This is a genomic window from Pseudomonas sp. JAI120, from assembly GCF_014207255.1.
Classification (GTDB): Bacteria; Pseudomonadota; Gammaproteobacteria; order Pseudomonadales; family Pseudomonadaceae; genus Aquipseudomonas.
In genome coordinates, this window is record NZ_JACHCZ010000006.1 from 318303 (window position 1) to 334489 (window position 16187).

The following is a 16187-nucleotide window of genomic DNA, read 5'->3' on the forward strand; positions in this document are numbered from 1 at the left end:
AACACGGCGATTATGGTCAGGACGATCATGCCTAGGGTTGAGCTTTCCACGATGGGCTTCCTACGTGATGGAGTAGGCGTCCACGGTAGAGTTACGGCGTAAGCGCCTCAATAGACCCGACGCAATCCTTACGACGCCGGGTCCATTGTTACGCAGTCTTTACGGGGAGTTGCGGCTGTGGCGGTAATCGCTGACGGCCTCGTACACCGCCTTGCGCAAGCGATTGATACCGCCGATGGGGCGATGCTCGGCTACGCCGAACCACGGGTTGAACGACTGGTTGTCGCACGCCAGGTTTTGTTCCGGCGTATCGAAGTCTTGAGCCGGGATCCGCACCTTGGCCACGCTCTCGTAGGGCGCATCGCTTTCCTTCCATTCGATGCTGGTGTCTTCGATCGGCATGAATTTCTGCGGGTTCTGCCGCTGGATCTGCAACACGAAACACGCCGGCACGCGGTCGGTGGACAACTGCTGGCTCAAGGCGCTGCGCAAGAAGTTCGGCAGGTCCTGGTTCTGTTTGGGCAGGACGTATTCCGGGCAGCTCTGCGGGTCTGGCGCCACGCGGAACTTGGCATTGGCCGCGCCGAACTTGTAGGGCGATACCGAAAAATAGGTGGTCTGCGTCGGGCTCGCCGGTGCGGGTGCCAGGGTTGCCAGGGCGATAAATAGATGGCGCACCTGCCAGCTGCGCGGGTCGGCCTTGGGAAAGAACGCCAACACTTTCTTGCCATCCGCCTGGGCGCCGATGTTCTGCGCGTACTCCGCCACATCGCTGACAAAGAAATTCGGGTGGCTGAACATCACGAAGTCCTGTTCCGTGCGTGTCTGCTGGTCGGCCAGCAGTTGTTTGCCCGGCACGTCCAACAGCTTGAGCGCCATGCCCCGGGCATCGCGGATGCTGTCGAACTGTGGGTAGGCGTTGCCGTTGGACAGCCGCATCATCGCCTGCCAGGTTTTACCCGGTTCGGCGAACACACCCTGGCGCAACGCCGGGTCGAGATCGGGCAGCACACTGACCTCGGCTTTCACACAACCATGGGCCTTGGCATGGGCATCACGCAGGTAGCGCGTGCCTTCGCGATGCTGATCAACGATGCGCACTGCGGTCTGGATGATGCCCTGGGTCATGGCCGCTTCACCCGCAGGGATCTGCTCGTCCGGCGACACCGGCCCGCTGTGCTGCCAGGCAAACCACGCCGTGCTCGCCAGCCAGCCAAGCAGGCCCAGGCCCACCATCCACAGCAGGGTCTTGCCGAGAAACGCGCCGATGCGAAGCCACAGGCGGGCGAGCAGGGAAGGTTGGTCGTATCGAGATCGGATCATCATGGCAGTTGTTGCTCCAGGGGGCCGCCCAGCACTTTGAGGTATTCCAGCAGCGCCCAGCGTTCCTGCGGCAGCAAGCCACGGCCGATGACGCCATTGCCACGTTGGCCAGCACGGAATTCGTGGCCGCTGTTGTGGTTGCCGGTGAGTTTGGTATCGAACAGGAAGGCATTTTTGAACGCCTCGGTCTCAAAGCCGAGGTGACGCGGGTCGTAGTTGAAGGTGCCTTTATAGAAGGTGGTGCTGCGCTCGTCCTGGGGCGACAGCAACTGGTAGATCGTCGACACCGAGCCGTTGTGCAGGAACGGCGGGGTAGCCCACACACCGGCCAGCGGGCGGGCCTTGTAGGCGCGCAACTCGCGCACACCAATGGGCAGGCCGTAGCCATCCAGGCGCGGGCGCTCGGCCGGGGTGACGCCGGCGGCGCGGTAGGCATGGTCTTCGACGAAGGCGGTGACGTAGGCCAGGCCCTTGGCCACGGACATTTTTTTCAGGTCCAGCGGCTCGGAGGGAGTGGGGTGCAACTCGACATTGAGCTTGGCCAGCTCCGCCGGGTCCCACTGCAGGGCGCTGAGGTCATAACGCTGGTCGGCAATGTTGCTGGCGGTGCCGGGGTCGGTGCCGATGTACGCCACCGGCAGCATTTTCAGCTGCTGCACAGGGCGGCCATTTTCCTCGGTGACGGTCGGCACATGGCAGCCGGCGCAGTTCTCGGCGAACAGCGCACGGCCCTGGGCGGCGAGGGGCTTGTCGATGGTGCCGAACAAATCCTCGGGCCAGGTTGGTGGTTTGAGGCGTTGCAGGGTTTCTTCGATCAGGTTGAGGTCACGCACCCGCACGCTCGACGGGTAGCGCGCATCGCCCTGAAGCGGTTGGCCAGCGGCGTCGAAAAAGGTCAGCGTCGCGCCTACACCGAGGGCTTCACCGATATTACGCGCCATGGGTTGCTGGGCCGAGCCGTTCCATTGCACCCAGTCGAAGGTCCAGATGTCCCACAGCTGCGGGTAGTCCACAGGTGCATTGGCGACGTGGTAGTTGTCCGGCGAAATGGCATCGCCAAAGCTGGCATTGGCGATTCGGCCAAAGGCGTCGGTGCGGCCCGGGCCTTCTTCGGTGGGGTAGAGGCCGCGGTGGGTGTCGTTCCAGGCGACCTTGAGGAACTTGTTCAGCGACTGTTTGAAGTCCTCGCGCAACTGGCTGTGCTCGGCGTCGTAGCGGTCACCCAGTACCTGGCGAGCGAACCGCTCGAATTTCCACGGGTTGTAATAGGTCGCGGCAAGGCTGGCGACCAGCGCCTGGCCGAAGCTGCCACCACGCAAGGTTGGCACGCTGGAAGGCAGTACGTGCTGGGCCGAGCCGCCGTCGATGCGCAGGGCCTGGCCCTTGAAGTGCAATTCACCGGTATGGCAGGCGGCGCAGGTGATATCCAGGTACTCGACGTTGCTACCGGCGTTTTTATGCCGGGCGAACCCCACGGGCAGGTTGCCGGGGTTTTGTGCGGTGGGTACCTGTTTGGGGTCGACCAGGAAACCAAAGCGCGCCAGGTACTCCGGCGTGGCAAAACGTCGCTGGGAGAATGGCAGCTCCAGGGCGGTGAACCAGTTGTAGTGCAGGCCTTTTACTTGGGTGCCCTGGGGCGTGAAGTAATAGGTCTGGCGGTCGGCGGCACTCCATTGGTCCTGGTAGCGCACCTGCTCCACCGGCACGTAGTCGGGCAGCTTGGGGTTGACGGTGTAGTACAGCACCACGGCCAGGATCAGGCCCAGCACGGTGAGTATCAGCAGTAAAACACGGGAAAAAATGCGCAAGATGGCTATCCTTGTCTCGGCCTTGTCGAGGGGTCGCGTTGTTATGCCACTACGCCACAGGTGGGGCAAGTGGCCATGAGCCTGGTAACAGGTGGTCCCACGATCCTTCGCGGCGGCCCATCATGAATGAAAATGCTTTTAAACACGTGAACTTATCAGAAGTTTCCTGCTCAGATGCCGGTAGCCATTGGTCGTGGCCGCCTGATAAGCTCGCGACTTTATTCGAATGCCCTTTTGGCGCATGAACAAGGAAATAGCATGAAACAGCATCGGTTGGCGGCGGCGGTGGCCCTGGTTAGCCTGGTACTTGCGGGTTGTGATTCGCAGACCAGCGTAGAGCTGAAAACCCCGGCGCAGAAAGCTTCCTACGGCATCGGCCTGAACATGGGCAAAAGCCTTGCTCAGGAAGGCATGGATGACCTGGACTCCAAAGCGGTAGCCCAGGGCATCGAAGATGCCGTCGGCAAGAAAGAGCAGAAGCTCAAAGACGACGAACTGGTTGAAGCGTTTGCCGCACTGCAGAAGCGTGCTGAAGAACGCATGACCAAAATGAGCGAAGAGTCGGCAGCCGCCGGCAAGAAATTCCTCGAAGACAACGCCAAGAAAGACGGTGTAGTCACCACCGCTTCCGGCCTGCAGTACAAGATCACCAAGAAAGCCGACGGCCCACAGCCTAAGCCGACTGACGTGGTGACTGTTCACTACACCGGTAAGCTCACCAACGGCACCACCTTTGACAGCTCCGTGGATCGCGGTAGCCCGATTGACCTGCCGGTCAGCGGCGTGATTCCTGGTTGGGTCGAAGGCCTGCAACTGATGCACGTAGGCGAGAAGGTCGAGTTGTACATCCCGTCCGACCTGGCTTACGGCGCCCAGAGCCCGAGCCCGGCGATTCCAGCCAACTCCGTGCTGGTATTCGATCTGGAACTGCTGGGCATCAAGGACCCAGCCAAGGCTGAAGCCCCTGCTGCACCGGCCGCCAAAAAGTAATCGGCGCCTGAACACACAACGCCCCGTCTCGACGGGGCGTTGTTGTTTCCACGGCTTTCAAAATCAGCACCTGTGTACATCCGATCGAACGCTCGAACGCTGTAACAGTCTGATATAAGACTCGAGTACGGGTACCGGCACATCTGCGCCAAGTCAATGAATTCTTGGGTTTTTTTGATGTGCGCAAAAAACGCCCGATCTGACTGAAAGCCTTGTAGACCGTGGCTTTCAGCCGGTAAAACAGGCTCTGTTCACAAGGTTATCCACAATTTGTGTGGATAACCTTTCTGTTTGATGGAACTGGAGTGACAGATGAAACCACCCTTCAATTTCACCCGTTTCCTGCCCATGGCTACACGCTTGCTGGGCCGTGGGCGGTTGCCGACCTTGCTGTTCGCCGTCGCCGCCAAGGGCTCGAGCCAAGGCAACCGCCTGGGCACCCTCAAGGATGATCTCAAGTTGCTTCAATCCCTGTGCCTGGCTTACTGGCGGGGCGAGTATCGGTCCATCAGTCCCAAGGCGCTGATCTCTGTGGTGGCGGGGCTGATGTACTTTCTTAGCCCGATTGATGCAATCCCGGACTTTATCCCGATGTTCGGCATGCTCGACGACATCGCTGTACTGGCGTGGGTCATGAAGACCCTGAACGGTGAGCTGAGCGCTTTCCGCACCTGGCGTGACGCGCAGCGTCCGGAAAAACTCGCGGTGGTCGAGCGCCTGCCTGCCACGCCTGCCTTGCTGGCCAAGGAAAACCCGCAAAAAAACGGATGACGTGGCTATCCCCCTGCGACCTTTGTGGCTGTTAGGATTACACTCCTAAGGAAAGAGCTTACTCAGTAAGTGCAGTTATCCTACGGGGCGGTCATGGATATTCAGATAATTTCACGCAATGGCGAACCCGAGTACGCGGTTTTGCCATGGGATCAGTACCAGGCGCTGCTAAAAGCTGCCGGTCATCAACAGCCTTCACTGGCACCTTCTCCTACTGTCCAAGCCGCGCCTGACCAAGATTTGCGCCCGCTCGCAGACCTGCGCGGCTTGCGTGAAGCCAAGGGCCTGGCGATTGAGACCCTGGCCCGCACCGTGGGCATCAGCCCCTCGTATCTAGGATTGATCGAAAGTGGTGAACGTCAGCCGGATGCCGCAATCCGCCGCAGCCTGGCCTGGGAATTAGGCGTTGCAGGTTGGAGGGATGAGTCTTGAGCCTACGTATCAGTCGTCAACATTGGGATGGGTTACTTAACGAACTGGACCAGGCGCGCCGCCAGCGCCATCTGCTGACCTACCGAGCACTGTTGGAGCGTCTGCAATTTCCGACGCCGGCGATGCAAACCCTGGCAGCTGCCCTGGAGCACCTGGCGGCGCTGGATGCCAAGGCCGAGCAACCGTTGCGCAGCTCCCTGGTGATCAGCCAGGGCGCCAGCCGCCTGCCGCGTACCGGGTTCTTTGAGTGCGTGGAGCGCCTGGGGCGTTTCAGCGGACCGTCCGATGGTGTCGCCGCCGCCTCCTGGCATGCCTCGGAAGTGGTGCGGGTGTTCGAATACGAGTATCCGGAGTCTGCCGAGGCTTAAAGTGCCTGGGGCAACATGTCCATGCTGTCGATCACATGGATGCTGTAGCCGGCCATATCCTTGGCGTGGTGCTTGGCCTGCGAGGCCAGTTCCGCCAACTGGCTGGCATCGAGTTGTCCACAGGCCTGTGGATACAAATGCACCACCCCAATCGACAGTGACAGCAACGCAAACTCCTGGCGTACGCCCTGGCGGTTCAGTGCCACGAAGCGGCCGGCGTCGAGGTGTTCGGCGCGGTAGAAGCGCCGGCACTGGGTGTGGAAATCGTCCAGCAGTTGGTTGAGCCGCTTGCGCCAATCCTGTGGCCCCAATACCAGCAAAAAGTCATCGCCACCGATATGCCCGACAAAGTCGCGGCTGGGGTCGACCCGGTCGTTAAGGCACTGCGCCAGGCACAGCAACACCTCATCCCCACGTCCGTAGCCGTAGATGTCGTTGAATGGCTTGAAGCTGTCGATATCCACGTAGCAGATCACCGATTCCCGCTGTTGTTGTAACAGTCGCGTCAGGCACTGCTGGATCGGCACGTTGCCAGGCAGCAGGGTCAGGGGATTGGCATAGCGCGCCTGCTGGATTTTCAGTTCGGTGATCAGTTTGAGTACATCGATCACCCGGCCCAGGCCCAGGTAGTCGCCATTGAGTGTGATGATGAAGTCTTCTTCGATGCGTTGCCGTGCGCGGCTGGTCAGCAGGCGGCTGACCTGTTGCAGCGACTGGCTCAACTCCACCGCCAGAAAATCCGTACTCATCAGCCGGCTGATGGGCTTGCGCGCAAACAGGTCGGTGGCAAACGGCTTGAGCAGCGCATCCGACAGCGAATGCCGGTGCACGATACCCACCGGGTGGCCGCGTCCATCCAGAACCGCCAGGGAGTTAAGGTTGGCCTGGCGGCGGAACGCCTCCAACACCTGAGCGGTCGCGGTGTCCTGATCGACCGCCGGTTGCTCGTTGATCAGGGCGCTGAGGTCGCCGGCTTCTTCGTTGAGCGCCACGTTGGCCTGATCGGGCTTGGGCAGCATCTGGCGCGCTTCCTGTGGCGGTTGCTCCTGTGGACGGCAGAGCAGGTAACCCTGGACCAGGTCGACGCCCATTTCGGTCAATACCGCCAGCTCTTCCGGCAATTCGATGCCCTCGGCAATCACCTGGGCCCGTGAGGCCCTGGCGATTTGCAGGATGGAGCCGACAAACTCACGCTTGAGCGCATCCTGATGGATGCCGTCGATAAAGTGCCGGTCGATCTTCACGTAATCCGGGCGCAGTTCCGACCACAGTCGCAGGCTGGAATAGCCGGCGCCCAGGTCATCAAGCGCGATGGCGAAGCCCATATCACGGTAATGGTGCAGGGCGGTTTGCAGCAGGTCGAAATCGTCGGTGGGTGTTTGCTCGGTGAGCTCGATCACCACTTGGCTGGGTGGAATCCCGAAGTCGCGTAGCAATTGCAGCGTGCGCCCCGGCTGGTGAGCCGTGTCCATCAAGGATTCCGGCGATACATTCAGGAACAGCTTGCCCGGCAGCTTTTGCTCGCTGAAGCGTCGGCATGCGCTTTCGCGGCAGGTCATTTCCAGTTCGCTGAGGCGCCCGGCGTGGCGCGCCACCGAGAACAGGGCGATGGGCGAGTGCAGCGGGCTGTTCGACGGGCCGCGGCTGAGGGCTTCGTAGCCAAGGATGCGCCGTTCTGACAGGCAGATGATCGGTTGGAACAGGCTGTGCAAACTGCCTTGAGCCAGGATAGAGCCCAATGCACTCAGCTGTTCGGTCATAGTCATGGCGATCTCGATCGAAAAAAAAGGACCGCAGGCGTTACGCCTGCGGTCCTTCATTTCACGACAGAATGATGTCTATATGATGACACTCCGAGGAGCGATCACGTTAAATCGCCACCATTTACTGCTTGGCCACCTGTTTGGAGATTTTCAGGTAGTCCAGCAGGATCCGGCCGCTCTCGGCCAGGTAAGCGTCGTCTTCCGGCTTGGTTTTATCCGCCTCGGTCGGCAGCGCATCTTCGTCTTCTTTCTTCAGCTCCTTGAGTGGTTCTTCACCCTTAGCCTTGCGGCGGATGTTTTCCAATACGAGTTGCTTGTTTTCGATGTCGGAGTGCTGTGCACGACGGTCCACTTCATTGAGGCTGACGGTTTTTTCTTCCATCAGCTTCTTGGCCAGGGCCAGCTTGTCGCGGATGAACACAAACTCGGCATCCTTGGCGGAGCGGGTATCGTGATCAGCCTTCAATTGCGCCAGGAACGGCTTGAACGGGTCCGAGGCCGGCTTGATCGCAGGGCGGATGGTGTCCCACGGCATGGCTTCCGGCAGAGCGCTTTCGCCGATTTCCTTGGTGTCGATGATCGACGGAAAATCGATGTCCGGCAGGACGCCCTGATGCTGGGTGCTCTGCCCGGAAACCCGGTAGAACTTGGCCAGCGTCAGCTTGAGCTCGCCATGGTTCAGCGGCTGGATGGTCTGCACGGTGCCTTTGCCGAAGGTCTGGCCGCCGATGATCAACGCGCGGTGATAGTCCTGCATGGCGCCAGCGAAAATCTCCGAAGCCGAGGCTGACAGGCGGTTGACCAGCAACGCCATCGGGCCTTTGTAGAAGGCGCCCGGGTTCTCGTCTTCGAGCACGTCGACACGGCCGTCAGCATTGCGTACCAACACGGTCGGACCCTTGTCGATAAACAGGCTGGTCAGCTCGGTGGCTTCCTGCAGGGAACCGCCGCCGTTGTTGCGCAGGTCGATGACCACGCCGTCGACTTTTTCCTTCTGCAACTCGGTAAGGATTTTCTTCACGTCGCGGGTGGTGGACTTGTAGTCCGGGTCGCCGGCACGGAAGGCCTTGAAGTCCAGGTAGAAGGCCGGGATTTCAATCACGCCCAGCTTGTAGTCCTTACCATCCTGCTTGAGGTTGAGGACTTTCTTTTGCACCGCCTGGTCTTCGAGCTTCACCGCTTCACGGGTGATGGACACGATCTTGCTGGTCTGGTCGTTCGGGGCATTGGTGTGCGGAATCACTTCCAGGCGCACCACGCTGCCTTTCGGCCCACGGATCAGCTTGACCACTTCGTCCAGGCGCCAGCCGACCACATCGACCATCTCTTTGTCGGCCTGGGCCACACCGATGATCTTGTCGGCAGGCGCAACCTGCTTGGTCTTGTCTGCCGGACCGGCCGGCACCAGACGCACGATCTTCACTTGGTCGTTATCGCTTTGCAGGACGGCACCGATGCCTTCCAGCGACAGACTCATGTTGATATCGAAGTTTTCCGCGTTATCTGGCGACAGATAATTGGTGTGCGGATCGTAGGACATCGCGAAGGTGTTGATGTAGGCCTGGAAGATATCTTCGGCACGGGTCTGGTCCAGACGCGCCAGCTGATTCTTGTAGCGCTTGGTCAACAACTCCTGGATGGCCTTGGGCTCTTTGCCGGCGATCTTCAGGCGCAGCACTTCGTCCTTGACGCGTTTGCGCCACAGGTCGTCGAGGGCGGCGGTGCTGGTCAGCCAAGGCGCGTCTTTGCGATCCACCAGAAGGGTTTCCTTCTGGGTGAAATCGAGTTTGTCGACGCCCTTGTTCAGCTCAGCCAAGGCGAAGTCCAGACGCGCTTTGACGCGATCCAGGTAGCGCTTGTAGATGGTGAAGCCGGGCTGCAGGTCGCCGCTCTTGAGGAAGTCGTCGAACTGGGTCTTCCACTTGTCGAACTCAGCGATATCGCTGGCCAGGAAGTAGCTGCGCGACGGATCCAGCAGCTTGAGGTAGCTGTCGTAGATGATCACCGAGCGCGCGTCGTCCAACGGCGGCTTGCTGTAGTGATGACGCTTGAGCAACTCGACGACGTTAAGGCTGGCAATCACCTCATCGCGGTCCGGCTGAAGGTTGTCCCAGCTGTTGGCTGCGAACGTATTGGTCGACATCGACGCGAAGCCGATACCAATGAAAAGAGCGAGGGCGGTGCTGGGGAACAGATGCTTCATGCTGATTCGACGCGGGGGCAATTGATAACGCATATTAGGCCGTCTTTGAAGTTGCCGGTTCCATAGGGGCCGGTCGCATAATGCAAAAAGCCCGACGCTACTGCTACGGGCTCAGTCCAGACTCACTATGGAGGCACTGTGAAAGCATTGCAAGGCGTTGAAGGTCATGTGGAGTGGTTGGACGAACCAAGTCCTACATGTGATGTAGGCCAGGTGCGCATTCGCGTGGCAGCTGCTGGCCTTAATCGTGCCGATTTATTGCAGCGTGCCGGGCTCTATCCGCCACCGCCTGGCGCCAGCCCTGTGCTCGGCCTTGAGTGCTCCGGGGTAATCAGTGAAGTGGGCGCAGGCGCGTCCTGGCAAGTGGGCGATCGCGTCTGTGCGCTGCTGGCCGGTGGCGGCATGGCCGAAGAAGTGGTGGTGGATGCACGGCACGTGTTGCCGGTACCGGAAGGTGTGTCGCTGGTCGAAGCGGCGGCGTTGCCTGAGGTGTACAGCACGGCGTGGCTCAATCTGTTCCAGTTGGCGGGCCTCAAGCCCGGTGAGAAGGTGTTGCTGCATGCCGGTGCCAGTGGCGTGGGCTCGGCGGCGATCCAGTTGTGTAAAACATTTGGCAGCCCGTGCTGGGTCAGTGTCGGCTCGGCGCAGCGCCTGGCCTACTGTGAAGACTTGGGCGCCCAGGGCGGCGTAGTACGTACTGACGGTATCGAAGGGCTGCGGGATTTCGGGCCATTCGATGTGATCCTCGATCCGGTCGGCGGCGACTACGCCGCGCTGGACCTCAAGCTGCTGGCGCTGGACGGTCGCTGGGTATTGATTGGCTTGATGGGCGGCCGCGAGGCGCAGTTGGACCTGGCCCAGGTGCTGGGCAAGCGTATTCAGTTGTTGGGCTCGACCCTGCGCAGCCGTGACGATCAGTTCAAGGCCGACCTGTTCAGCGACCTGAGCCAGCATGTATGGCCGTTGTTTGCCGAAGGGCGTCTGAGCCCGCAATTGGCCAAGACGTTCCCGATCAATGATGCCGAGGCGGCGTTTGCCGAGTTGGCGACCAATCAGATTGCCGGGAAGCTGGTGTTGGTAATTGACGAAAGCCTCACCTGATCCCGGATTGGAATAGGGTCGATGTGGGAGGGGGCAACCCCCACCCACATTTGATTGGATTTCAAGTCTGGATAGGCGGTGTCAGACCCAGTGGTGGATTGGCCAGCCGGCCTTCTCGGCATGCTCGCGAAGCACCGGATCCGGGTTCACCACCTGCGGGTGATCCACCTTCAACAGCAACGGCAAGTCATTGCGCGAATCCGAATAGAAGTACGCGCCGTCCAGCGTCTCGCCTTCCTGCTCCAACCATTCCAGCAAGCGTGTGATCTTGCCTTCGCGGTAGGTGAGTACACCCACGGTACGGCCGCTGTACACGCCATGACTGATCTCCAGCTCAATTCCCAGCACTTCATCGATACCGATGCGCGCGGCGATCGGTTTCACCAGGTGAGTCCCCGATGCGGAGATCACCAGGATCCGGTCGCCGTTCGCGCGGTGGCGGGCGATGGTCCTGGTGGCGTCGCTGTAGATCAGCGGCTCAATCACATCCTCGACCCAGGGCTCCACCAAGTGGTCGATTTCCTCCGGGGTGCGGCCGATCATCGGCTCCAGGCTGAAGTCCATGAAGTCTTCCATGGCCAGTTCGCCCCGGCTGTAGGCGTCCATCAGCTCGTTGTTCCTACGCATGAACGACTCCGGGTCGACCCAGCCCAGGCGACCCATCTGTTCGCTCCAGAGGGTGGCGCAGTCGCCATGGATCAGGGTGTCGTCCAAATCAAAAATTACCAATGCCATCCGTTACGCTCTCTCAAAATTCACTGCTGCTCAGGCTACTTCACACAGCGCACTGGGGTCGATGGAAAGTGCCAGGCGCTGGCCGTCCGGGTGCAGATCGTCCGCCGAGCGGTTGAGCACGTCCACCACCAATTCCACGCCACGGGCTTCGATGCGGTAGCGAATCACGTTGCCCAGCAGGCTGTGGCTGCGCACCAGCGCGTCGAGTTCGCCGTTGTGGCTCAGTTCGATGGCCTCCGGGCGAATCGCGATGCGCCCGCTGATCGGGCGTTGCAGCAGTTGGCTGGCCTTGTCGGCGTCCAGCAGGTTGTAGTTGCCGATAAAACCGGCAGCGAATACATCCACCGGTGCGGTGTAGAGGGTCTCTGCATCGCCGCTTTGCACGATCTTGCCCTGGTTCATCAGGAAGATCCGGTCCGACATGGTCAGGGCTTCTTCCTGGTCATGGGTTACGAAGATCGTGGTCAACCCCAGTTCGCGCTGGATCTGGCGGATCTGTTCGCGCAGGTGCTTGCGAATCCGTGCATCCAGCGCCGACAACGGTTCATCCAGCAGCAACAGGCGCGGGCGAGTGACCAGTGAGCGGGCCAGGGCCACACGTTGGCACTGGCCACCGGACATCTGGTGCGGGTAGCGGCCGGCCAGGTCCTTGAGTTCCACCAGTTGCAGCACTTCCTGCACGCGCTTGTGGCTGTCATCGGCGTTGACCTTTTGCATGCGCAGGCCGAAGGCGACGTTCTGTTCCACAGTCATGTTGGGGAACAGCGCGTAGCTCTGGAACACCATGCCGATGTTGCGTTTTTGCGGACTCAGCGGAACGATGTCCTGGCCGTCCAGCAGGATTTTCCCACTGTCCACTGACGTCAGGCCGGCGATGCAGCGCAGCAGGGTGGACTTGCCACAACCGGATGGGCCGAGCAGGGTGACGAACTCGCCCTTGGCGACTTCGCAGTTGATGTCACTGAACACCGGGGTGCCGGCGTAGCTTTTTTGCAGGTGTTGGACGCTGACGAAGCTCATTGGCTTTTGTCCTTGTTCAAGATATTGGCGGCCCAGGTCAGCACCAGCACAAAGAAGAAATAGGAAATCACGACGGCGCTGGTGAAGTGGCCGCTGCTGTTGCGCATGTTGTTCAGGTACACCTGCAGGGTTTCGTAGCGAGTGCCCACGAGGATATTGGCGAACACGAACTCACCGAACAGGAACGAGAACGACAGCAGCAGCGCCACCATCAGGCCTTTGCGCAGGTTGGGCAGCACCACGAAGATCGCGGCTTGCCAGGTGCTGGCGCCAAGCAGTTGCGAGGCGTCCATCAGGTCGCGCAGGTTGATGGCTTGCAGGTTGTTGGTGATCGCCCGGTACATGAACGGCAGCGCCACGGTGAAGTAGCAGCCGATCAGGATCCACGGCGTGCCCACCATCGCCAACGGCCCGGAACCGTACAGCTGCAGGAGGCCCACCGACGACACCACCGGCGGCACCGCAAACGGCAGCAGGATCAGGATGTTCATCAAGGCGTCGAGCTTGGGAAAGTGGTAATGCACCACGAACAGCAGCGGCAGGATCAACACCACCGACAGGATCAGCGCACCCACGCACACCAGCAAGGATTGCCCGAAGGCCATCAGGAAGCGTGGGTCGCTCCACAGTTGCACATACCATTTCACCGTGAAGCCAGCCGGCAGAATGGTCGCCGACCAACTGCTGGCAATGGAGTAGACAAAGGTGCCGATCAGCGGCAGCACCAGGATCGCGAACAACAGGTACACCACCACGCGGTGGTAAAGGGAGGCCGGGCCGGCTTCAGCGCGAGACATGGTAGCTCCTCTTGAGCAGCAGTTGATGGACCACGGTGACCACGGTCATCAGCGCCACCAGCACCACGGCCAGGGCGCTGGCCATGTTCGGATCGAGGGATACATCCCCCGACACCAGGCCGGCGATACGAATCGGCAGCACGTTGAAGTTACCGGTGGTCAAGGCGTAGACCGTCGCGTAGGCACCCAGGGCATTGGCCAGCAGGATCACGAACGTGCCCAGTAGCGCCGGGGTGAGCACCGGCAAGCCGATATGTCGCCAGAACTGCCAGCCATTGGCGCCGAGCAGGGCCGCCGACTCACGCCAGTCTTCGCGCAGTGCGTCAAAGGCCGGATAGAGCAGCAGCACGCCGAGCGGAATCTGGAAGTAGGTATAGAGGATGATCAAGCCGGTCTTGGAGTACAGGTTGAAGTCCTGAATGATCCCGGCTTGCTTGAGCATGATGGTGATGCTGCCGTTGAACCCCAGCAAAATGATGAACGCGAAGGCCAGGGGCACGCCGGCAAAGTTGCTGGTCATGTTGGCGAAGGCGGTGACGAAGTTGCGCAGCGGCGAATCCACCCGGCGGAGGGAGTAACTGCCCAGCGTGGCGATGATGATGCCGAAGATGCTCGAGTAGAAGCTGATCTCCAGGCTGAACTGGATGGCCTGCAGGTAGAACTTCGAACTGAAGATGCGCGTGAAGTTGTCCACGCCCCACCCGGTTTCTTCGGTTTGCAGACTATTGATCAGCACCCATACCAGCGGGGCAATCTCGAACACGATAAAAAACAGCGCGAAAGGCACCAGGCACAGCAGGGCCAGCCATTTGCCGCGGGATATTGAACTCACTTCAGTAACTCCCGGCACACAGGTTTGTCGTGGGGTACGCCCAGCAGTTCGCAGACGGTGCCGCACAGGTCGGTCTGTTTCGGTGTGGCCCCGGCGTCCAGGCTGAAGGCATCGCCGAGGACGAACAGCGGCACTTCCCGTTCTTCCGGCAGCAGGCCGTTGTGGGAGCGGTCGTTGTTCATGCCGTGGTCGGCGGTCACCAGCACCTGGTAACCGGCATCGAGCCAGGTTTGCAGGTAGTCGGCCAGGATGATGTCGGCCGAGCGTGCACTGTTGCGGTACTGCGGTGTGTCGAGGCCGTGCTTGTGGCCGGCGTCGTCGATGTTCATCGGGTGCACCACCATAAAGTCCGGCGCGTGCTTGAGCCGCAGGCTTTCGGCGTCGGCGAACAGGTGGGAATCCGGGTAGTGGTCATTCCAGTAGAAATGCCCGTGCTGGATCGCCAGCGCCTTGTCGTCGGTATGACGATCCCTTGCGGCGAGAAAGGGCGTGCGGTTATACAACTCGCTGACCCAATGGTAAGCCGCCGCGGCAGTGGTAAGACCCGCGTCGGTGGCGTAATGGAAAATGCTGCGCTGGTTGGACAGGCGCGAGACCTGGTTGTGCACGATACCGCTGTGGATCGGTGGCACACCGGTGAGGATGCATTCATACAGCGGGCGGGACAGGGCGGGCAGTTCACATTCCAGCGTGTAGAGGGCTGCGCGTCCTGCGCCGACATAGGCCTGCAAGTGCCCCATTGTGTGCCGGGCAACCTCGAAGTTCAGGCCGTCGAGCACGACAAGGATGACTGGGTGCTTCATGGGGGGCGACGCTCCGCAATGATTGACTTGGCTCAATTCCTCTGGAGGAACGGGGTCAAAAATGTGGGAGGGGGCAAGCCCCCTCCCACATTGGATCTCCACTGGAGCTCCAATGTGGGATAAACCCTTACTTCATCTCTACGATGACCTGCTCGTTCCACAGCTGAGGCAGCTTTTTGGACGTCGCTTCCCAGGCATCGGCATCCTTGATCGGCTGCGGGTTGGCCTTGGTGTATTGCTCGCCCGGGATCAGGTTCTTGGCAATGTCGGCCGGCAGTTTCAGGTCGGTTTCAGCACGGATCGGACGTGCGTTGCCACGCGCCAGGTTGAGTTGGCCGGCGTCGCTGAAGATGTATTCGCGGGTCAGCTTGGCGGCGTTCGGGTGCTTGGCGTATTTGTTGATGATGGTGGTGTAGCCGGATTTCACCGAGCCGTCCGATGGGATCAACACCACGTAGTCATCCGGGTTGGCCATCTTGGCTTTGTAGCTCAGGCCGTTGAAGTCCCAGACGATCCCCACTTCGACTTCGCCTTTTTCCATGGTGGCGATGGTCGGGTTGGACAGGCCGAGGCGACCTTGCTGGGCGATCTTGGTGAAGAATTGCAGGCCGGGGGCGATGTTCTTTTCATCGCCTTTATTGGCGATGGCGGCGGCGAGTACGGCGTTGGAGGCCTGGGCCGCAGTGCTCACGTCACCCACCGAGACTTTGTATTTGCCGGTTTGCAGGTCAGCCCAGCTGGTAGGGACTTCGGAGCCGTGCAGCAGCTTCTTGTTGACGATGAACGCGATGGTGCCGGTGTAGGCCAGGGCCCAGTGACCGTCCTTGTCTTTCGCCCAATCCGGCACCGAAGCCCAGGTAGAAGGTTTATACGGCTGGGTGACTTCCTGCTTCACCGCGATCGGGCCGAAGGCGGCGCCTACGTCGCCGATGTCAGCGCTGGCGTTGTCTTTTTCGGCTTTGAACTTGGCGATTTCCTGGGCCGAGCTCATGTCGGTGTCGATGTGCTTGAGGCCGTAGGTCTTGGCCAGGTCTTCCCACGTGCCTTTCCAGTTGGCCCAGTCATCGGGCATGCCGACGCTGTTGACGGCACCTTCCGCTTTCGCGGCGGCTTCCAGAGTTTTTAAATCGGTATCAGCGGCCATGGCGGCGGTGCACATGGCAATGGTCGAGCCTAACAGTGATGCCAGGAAAAGCTGTTTCATCCGAAGCTCCTTTGGGCGTTTTCAACGCGGCGGTGTT

General features: G+C 60.5%; 15 protein-coding genes. 5 read left to right on the forward strand and 10 right to left on the reverse strand.

All coding sequences use genetic code 11. From position 1 onward, the window contains the following. Positions 1 to 159: 159 nt before the first annotated feature. Both HDC32_RS27240 and HDC32_RS27245 read right to left on the reverse strand, forming a co-directional pair. The gene (locus HDC32_RS27240) at positions 160 to 1326 is read right to left on the reverse strand and encodes a catalase family protein (RefSeq protein WP_184746221.1); all 1167 of its coding nucleotides are present in this window, start codon (positions 1324 to 1326) and stop codon (positions 160 to 162) included. Next, the gene (locus HDC32_RS27245) at positions 1323 to 3131 is read right to left on the reverse strand and encodes a di-heme-cytochrome C peroxidase (RefSeq protein ID WP_184746223.1); all 1809 of its coding nucleotides are present in this window, start codon (positions 3129 to 3131) and stop codon (positions 1323 to 1325) included. The genes HDC32_RS27240 and HDC32_RS27245 overlap by 4 nt, the downstream gene beginning before the upstream one ends. 258 nt (positions 3132 to 3389) lie before the next feature. On the opposite strand from HDC32_RS27245, the gene HDC32_RS27250 reads away from it, so the two are divergent. The 4 genes from HDC32_RS27250 to HDC32_RS27265 all read left to right on the forward strand — a co-directional run bounded on the left by HDC32_RS27250 (position 3390) and on the right by HDC32_RS27265 (position 5692). Beyond that, positions 3390 to 4121: an FKBP-type peptidyl-prolyl cis-trans isomerase gene (locus HDC32_RS27250; protein ID WP_131699180.1), complete on the forward strand. Its 732-nt coding sequence runs from the start codon at positions 3390 to 3392 to the stop codon at positions 4119 to 4121. A 312-nt stretch (positions 4122 to 4433) separates the two neighbouring features. Then, positions 4434 to 4892, forward strand: coding sequence for a YkvA family protein (locus HDC32_RS27255; protein ID WP_184746225.1), 459 nt, complete (start codon positions 4434 to 4436; stop codon positions 4890 to 4892). Positions 4893 to 4985: 93 nt separating this feature from the next. Next, entirely contained in the window at positions 4986 to 5324 is a 339-nt protein-coding gene (locus HDC32_RS27260) for a helix-turn-helix transcriptional regulator (RefSeq protein WP_131699182.1), read from the forward strand. Further along, a complete protein-coding gene (locus HDC32_RS27265; protein ID WP_005786715.1) occupies positions 5321 to 5692 on the forward strand; it encodes a hypothetical protein in 372 nt (123 codons plus the stop codon). The genes HDC32_RS27260 and HDC32_RS27265 overlap by 4 nt, the downstream gene beginning before the upstream one ends. On the opposite strand, the gene HDC32_RS27270 is transcribed toward HDC32_RS27265, so the two are convergent. Further along, positions 5689 to 7458, reverse strand: a complete 1770-nt coding sequence (locus tag HDC32_RS27270; protein ID WP_145338796.1) for a bifunctional diguanylate cyclase/phosphodiesterase — start codon at positions 7456 to 7458, stop codon at positions 5689 to 5691. The two genes, HDC32_RS27265 and HDC32_RS27270, sit on opposite strands and share 4 nt — an antisense overlap. A 118-nt stretch (positions 7459 to 7576) precedes the next feature. Continuing rightward, a complete protein-coding gene (locus HDC32_RS27275) occupies positions 7577 to 9658 on the reverse strand; it encodes a carboxy terminal-processing peptidase (RefSeq protein WP_184746227.1) in 2082 nt (693 codons plus the stop codon). Positions 9659 to 9796: 138 nt separating this feature from the next. Between HDC32_RS27275 and HDC32_RS27280 the strand changes: the two genes are divergently transcribed. Further along, positions 9797 to 10759 (forward strand): zinc-binding dehydrogenase, encoded by a 963-nt coding sequence (locus HDC32_RS27280; protein WP_184746229.1) that lies wholly within the window; start codon positions 9797 to 9799, stop codon positions 10757 to 10759. A gap of 81 nt (positions 10760 to 10840) precedes the next feature. Here HDC32_RS27280 and HDC32_RS27285 read toward each other — a convergent pair whose 3' ends face one another. The 6 genes from HDC32_RS27285 to HDC32_RS27310 all read right to left on the reverse strand — a co-directional run bounded on the left by HDC32_RS27285 (position 10841) and on the right by HDC32_RS27310 (position 16150). Beyond that, a complete protein-coding gene (locus HDC32_RS27285) occupies positions 10841 to 11494 on the reverse strand; it encodes an HAD family phosphatase (RefSeq protein WP_145338798.1) in 654 nt (217 codons plus the stop codon). Between the two features lie 30 nt (positions 11495 to 11524). Continuing rightward, on the reverse strand, positions 11525 to 12514 hold the full coding sequence (locus tag HDC32_RS27290; protein WP_131699187.1) for an ABC transporter ATP-binding protein: 990 nt from the start codon (positions 12512 to 12514) through the stop codon (positions 11525 to 11527). Further along, entirely contained in the window at positions 12511 to 13311 is an 801-nt protein-coding gene (locus HDC32_RS27295) for an ABC transporter permease (RefSeq protein ID WP_131699188.1), read from the reverse strand. The genes HDC32_RS27290 and HDC32_RS27295 overlap by 4 nt, the downstream gene beginning before the upstream one ends. Continuing rightward, positions 13298 to 14143: an ABC transporter permease subunit gene (locus HDC32_RS27300; protein ID WP_145338799.1), complete on the reverse strand. Its 846-nt coding sequence runs from the start codon at positions 14141 to 14143 to the stop codon at positions 13298 to 13300. Before HDC32_RS27300 ends, HDC32_RS27295 begins: the two co-directional genes overlap by 14 nt. Beyond that, positions 14140 to 14946, reverse strand: a complete 807-nt coding sequence (locus tag HDC32_RS27305; RefSeq protein WP_184746231.1) for an alkaline phosphatase family protein — start codon at positions 14944 to 14946, stop codon at positions 14140 to 14142. Before HDC32_RS27305 ends, HDC32_RS27300 begins: the two co-directional genes overlap by 4 nt. A gap of 127 nt (positions 14947 to 15073) precedes the next feature. Then, entirely contained in the window at positions 15074 to 16150 is a 1077-nt protein-coding gene (locus tag HDC32_RS27310) for an ABC transporter substrate-binding protein (RefSeq protein WP_131699191.1), read from the reverse strand. Positions 16151 to 16187: the final 37 nt, after the last annotated feature.

Excerpts from the sequence above, each read along its gene's own strand:
- HDC32_RS27275 (WP_184746227.1), bottom strand. The coding sequence starts at position 9,658 with ATGAAGCATCTGTTCCCCAGCACCGCCCTCGCTCTTTTCATTGGTATC.
- HDC32_RS27290 (WP_131699187.1), bottom strand. The coding sequence starts at position 12,514 with ATGAGCTTCGTCAGCGTCCAACACCTGCAAAAAAGCTACGCCGGCACC.
- HDC32_RS27310 (WP_131699191.1), bottom strand. The coding sequence starts at position 16,150 with ATGAAACAGCTTTTCCTGGCATCACTGTTAGGCTCGACCATTGCCATG.
- HDC32_RS27260 (WP_131699182.1), top strand. The coding sequence starts at position 4,986 with ATGGATATTCAGATAATTTCACGCAATGGCGAACCCGAGTACGCGGTT.
- HDC32_RS27270 (WP_145338796.1), bottom strand. The coding sequence starts at position 7,458 with ATGACTATGACCGAACAGCTGAGTGCATTGGGCTCTATCCTGGCTCAA.
- HDC32_RS27285 (WP_145338798.1), bottom strand. The coding sequence starts at position 11,494 with ATGGCATTGGTAATTTTTGATTTGGACGACACCCTGATCCATGGCGAC.
- HDC32_RS27240 (WP_184746221.1), bottom strand. The coding sequence starts at position 1,326 with ATGATGATCCGATCTCGATACGACCAACCTTCCCTGCTCGCCCGCCTG.
- HDC32_RS27255 (WP_184746225.1), top strand. The coding sequence starts at position 4,434 with ATGAAACCACCCTTCAATTTCACCCGTTTCCTGCCCATGGCTACACGC.
- HDC32_RS27295 (WP_131699188.1), bottom strand. The coding sequence starts at position 13,311 with ATGTCTCGCGCTGAAGCCGGCCCGGCCTCCCTTTACCACCGCGTGGTG.
- HDC32_RS27305 (WP_184746231.1), bottom strand. The coding sequence starts at position 14,946 with ATGAAGCACCCAGTCATCCTTGTCGTGCTCGACGGCCTGAACTTCGAG.
- HDC32_RS27250 (WP_131699180.1), top strand. The coding sequence starts at position 3,390 with ATGAAACAGCATCGGTTGGCGGCGGCGGTGGCCCTGGTTAGCCTGGTA.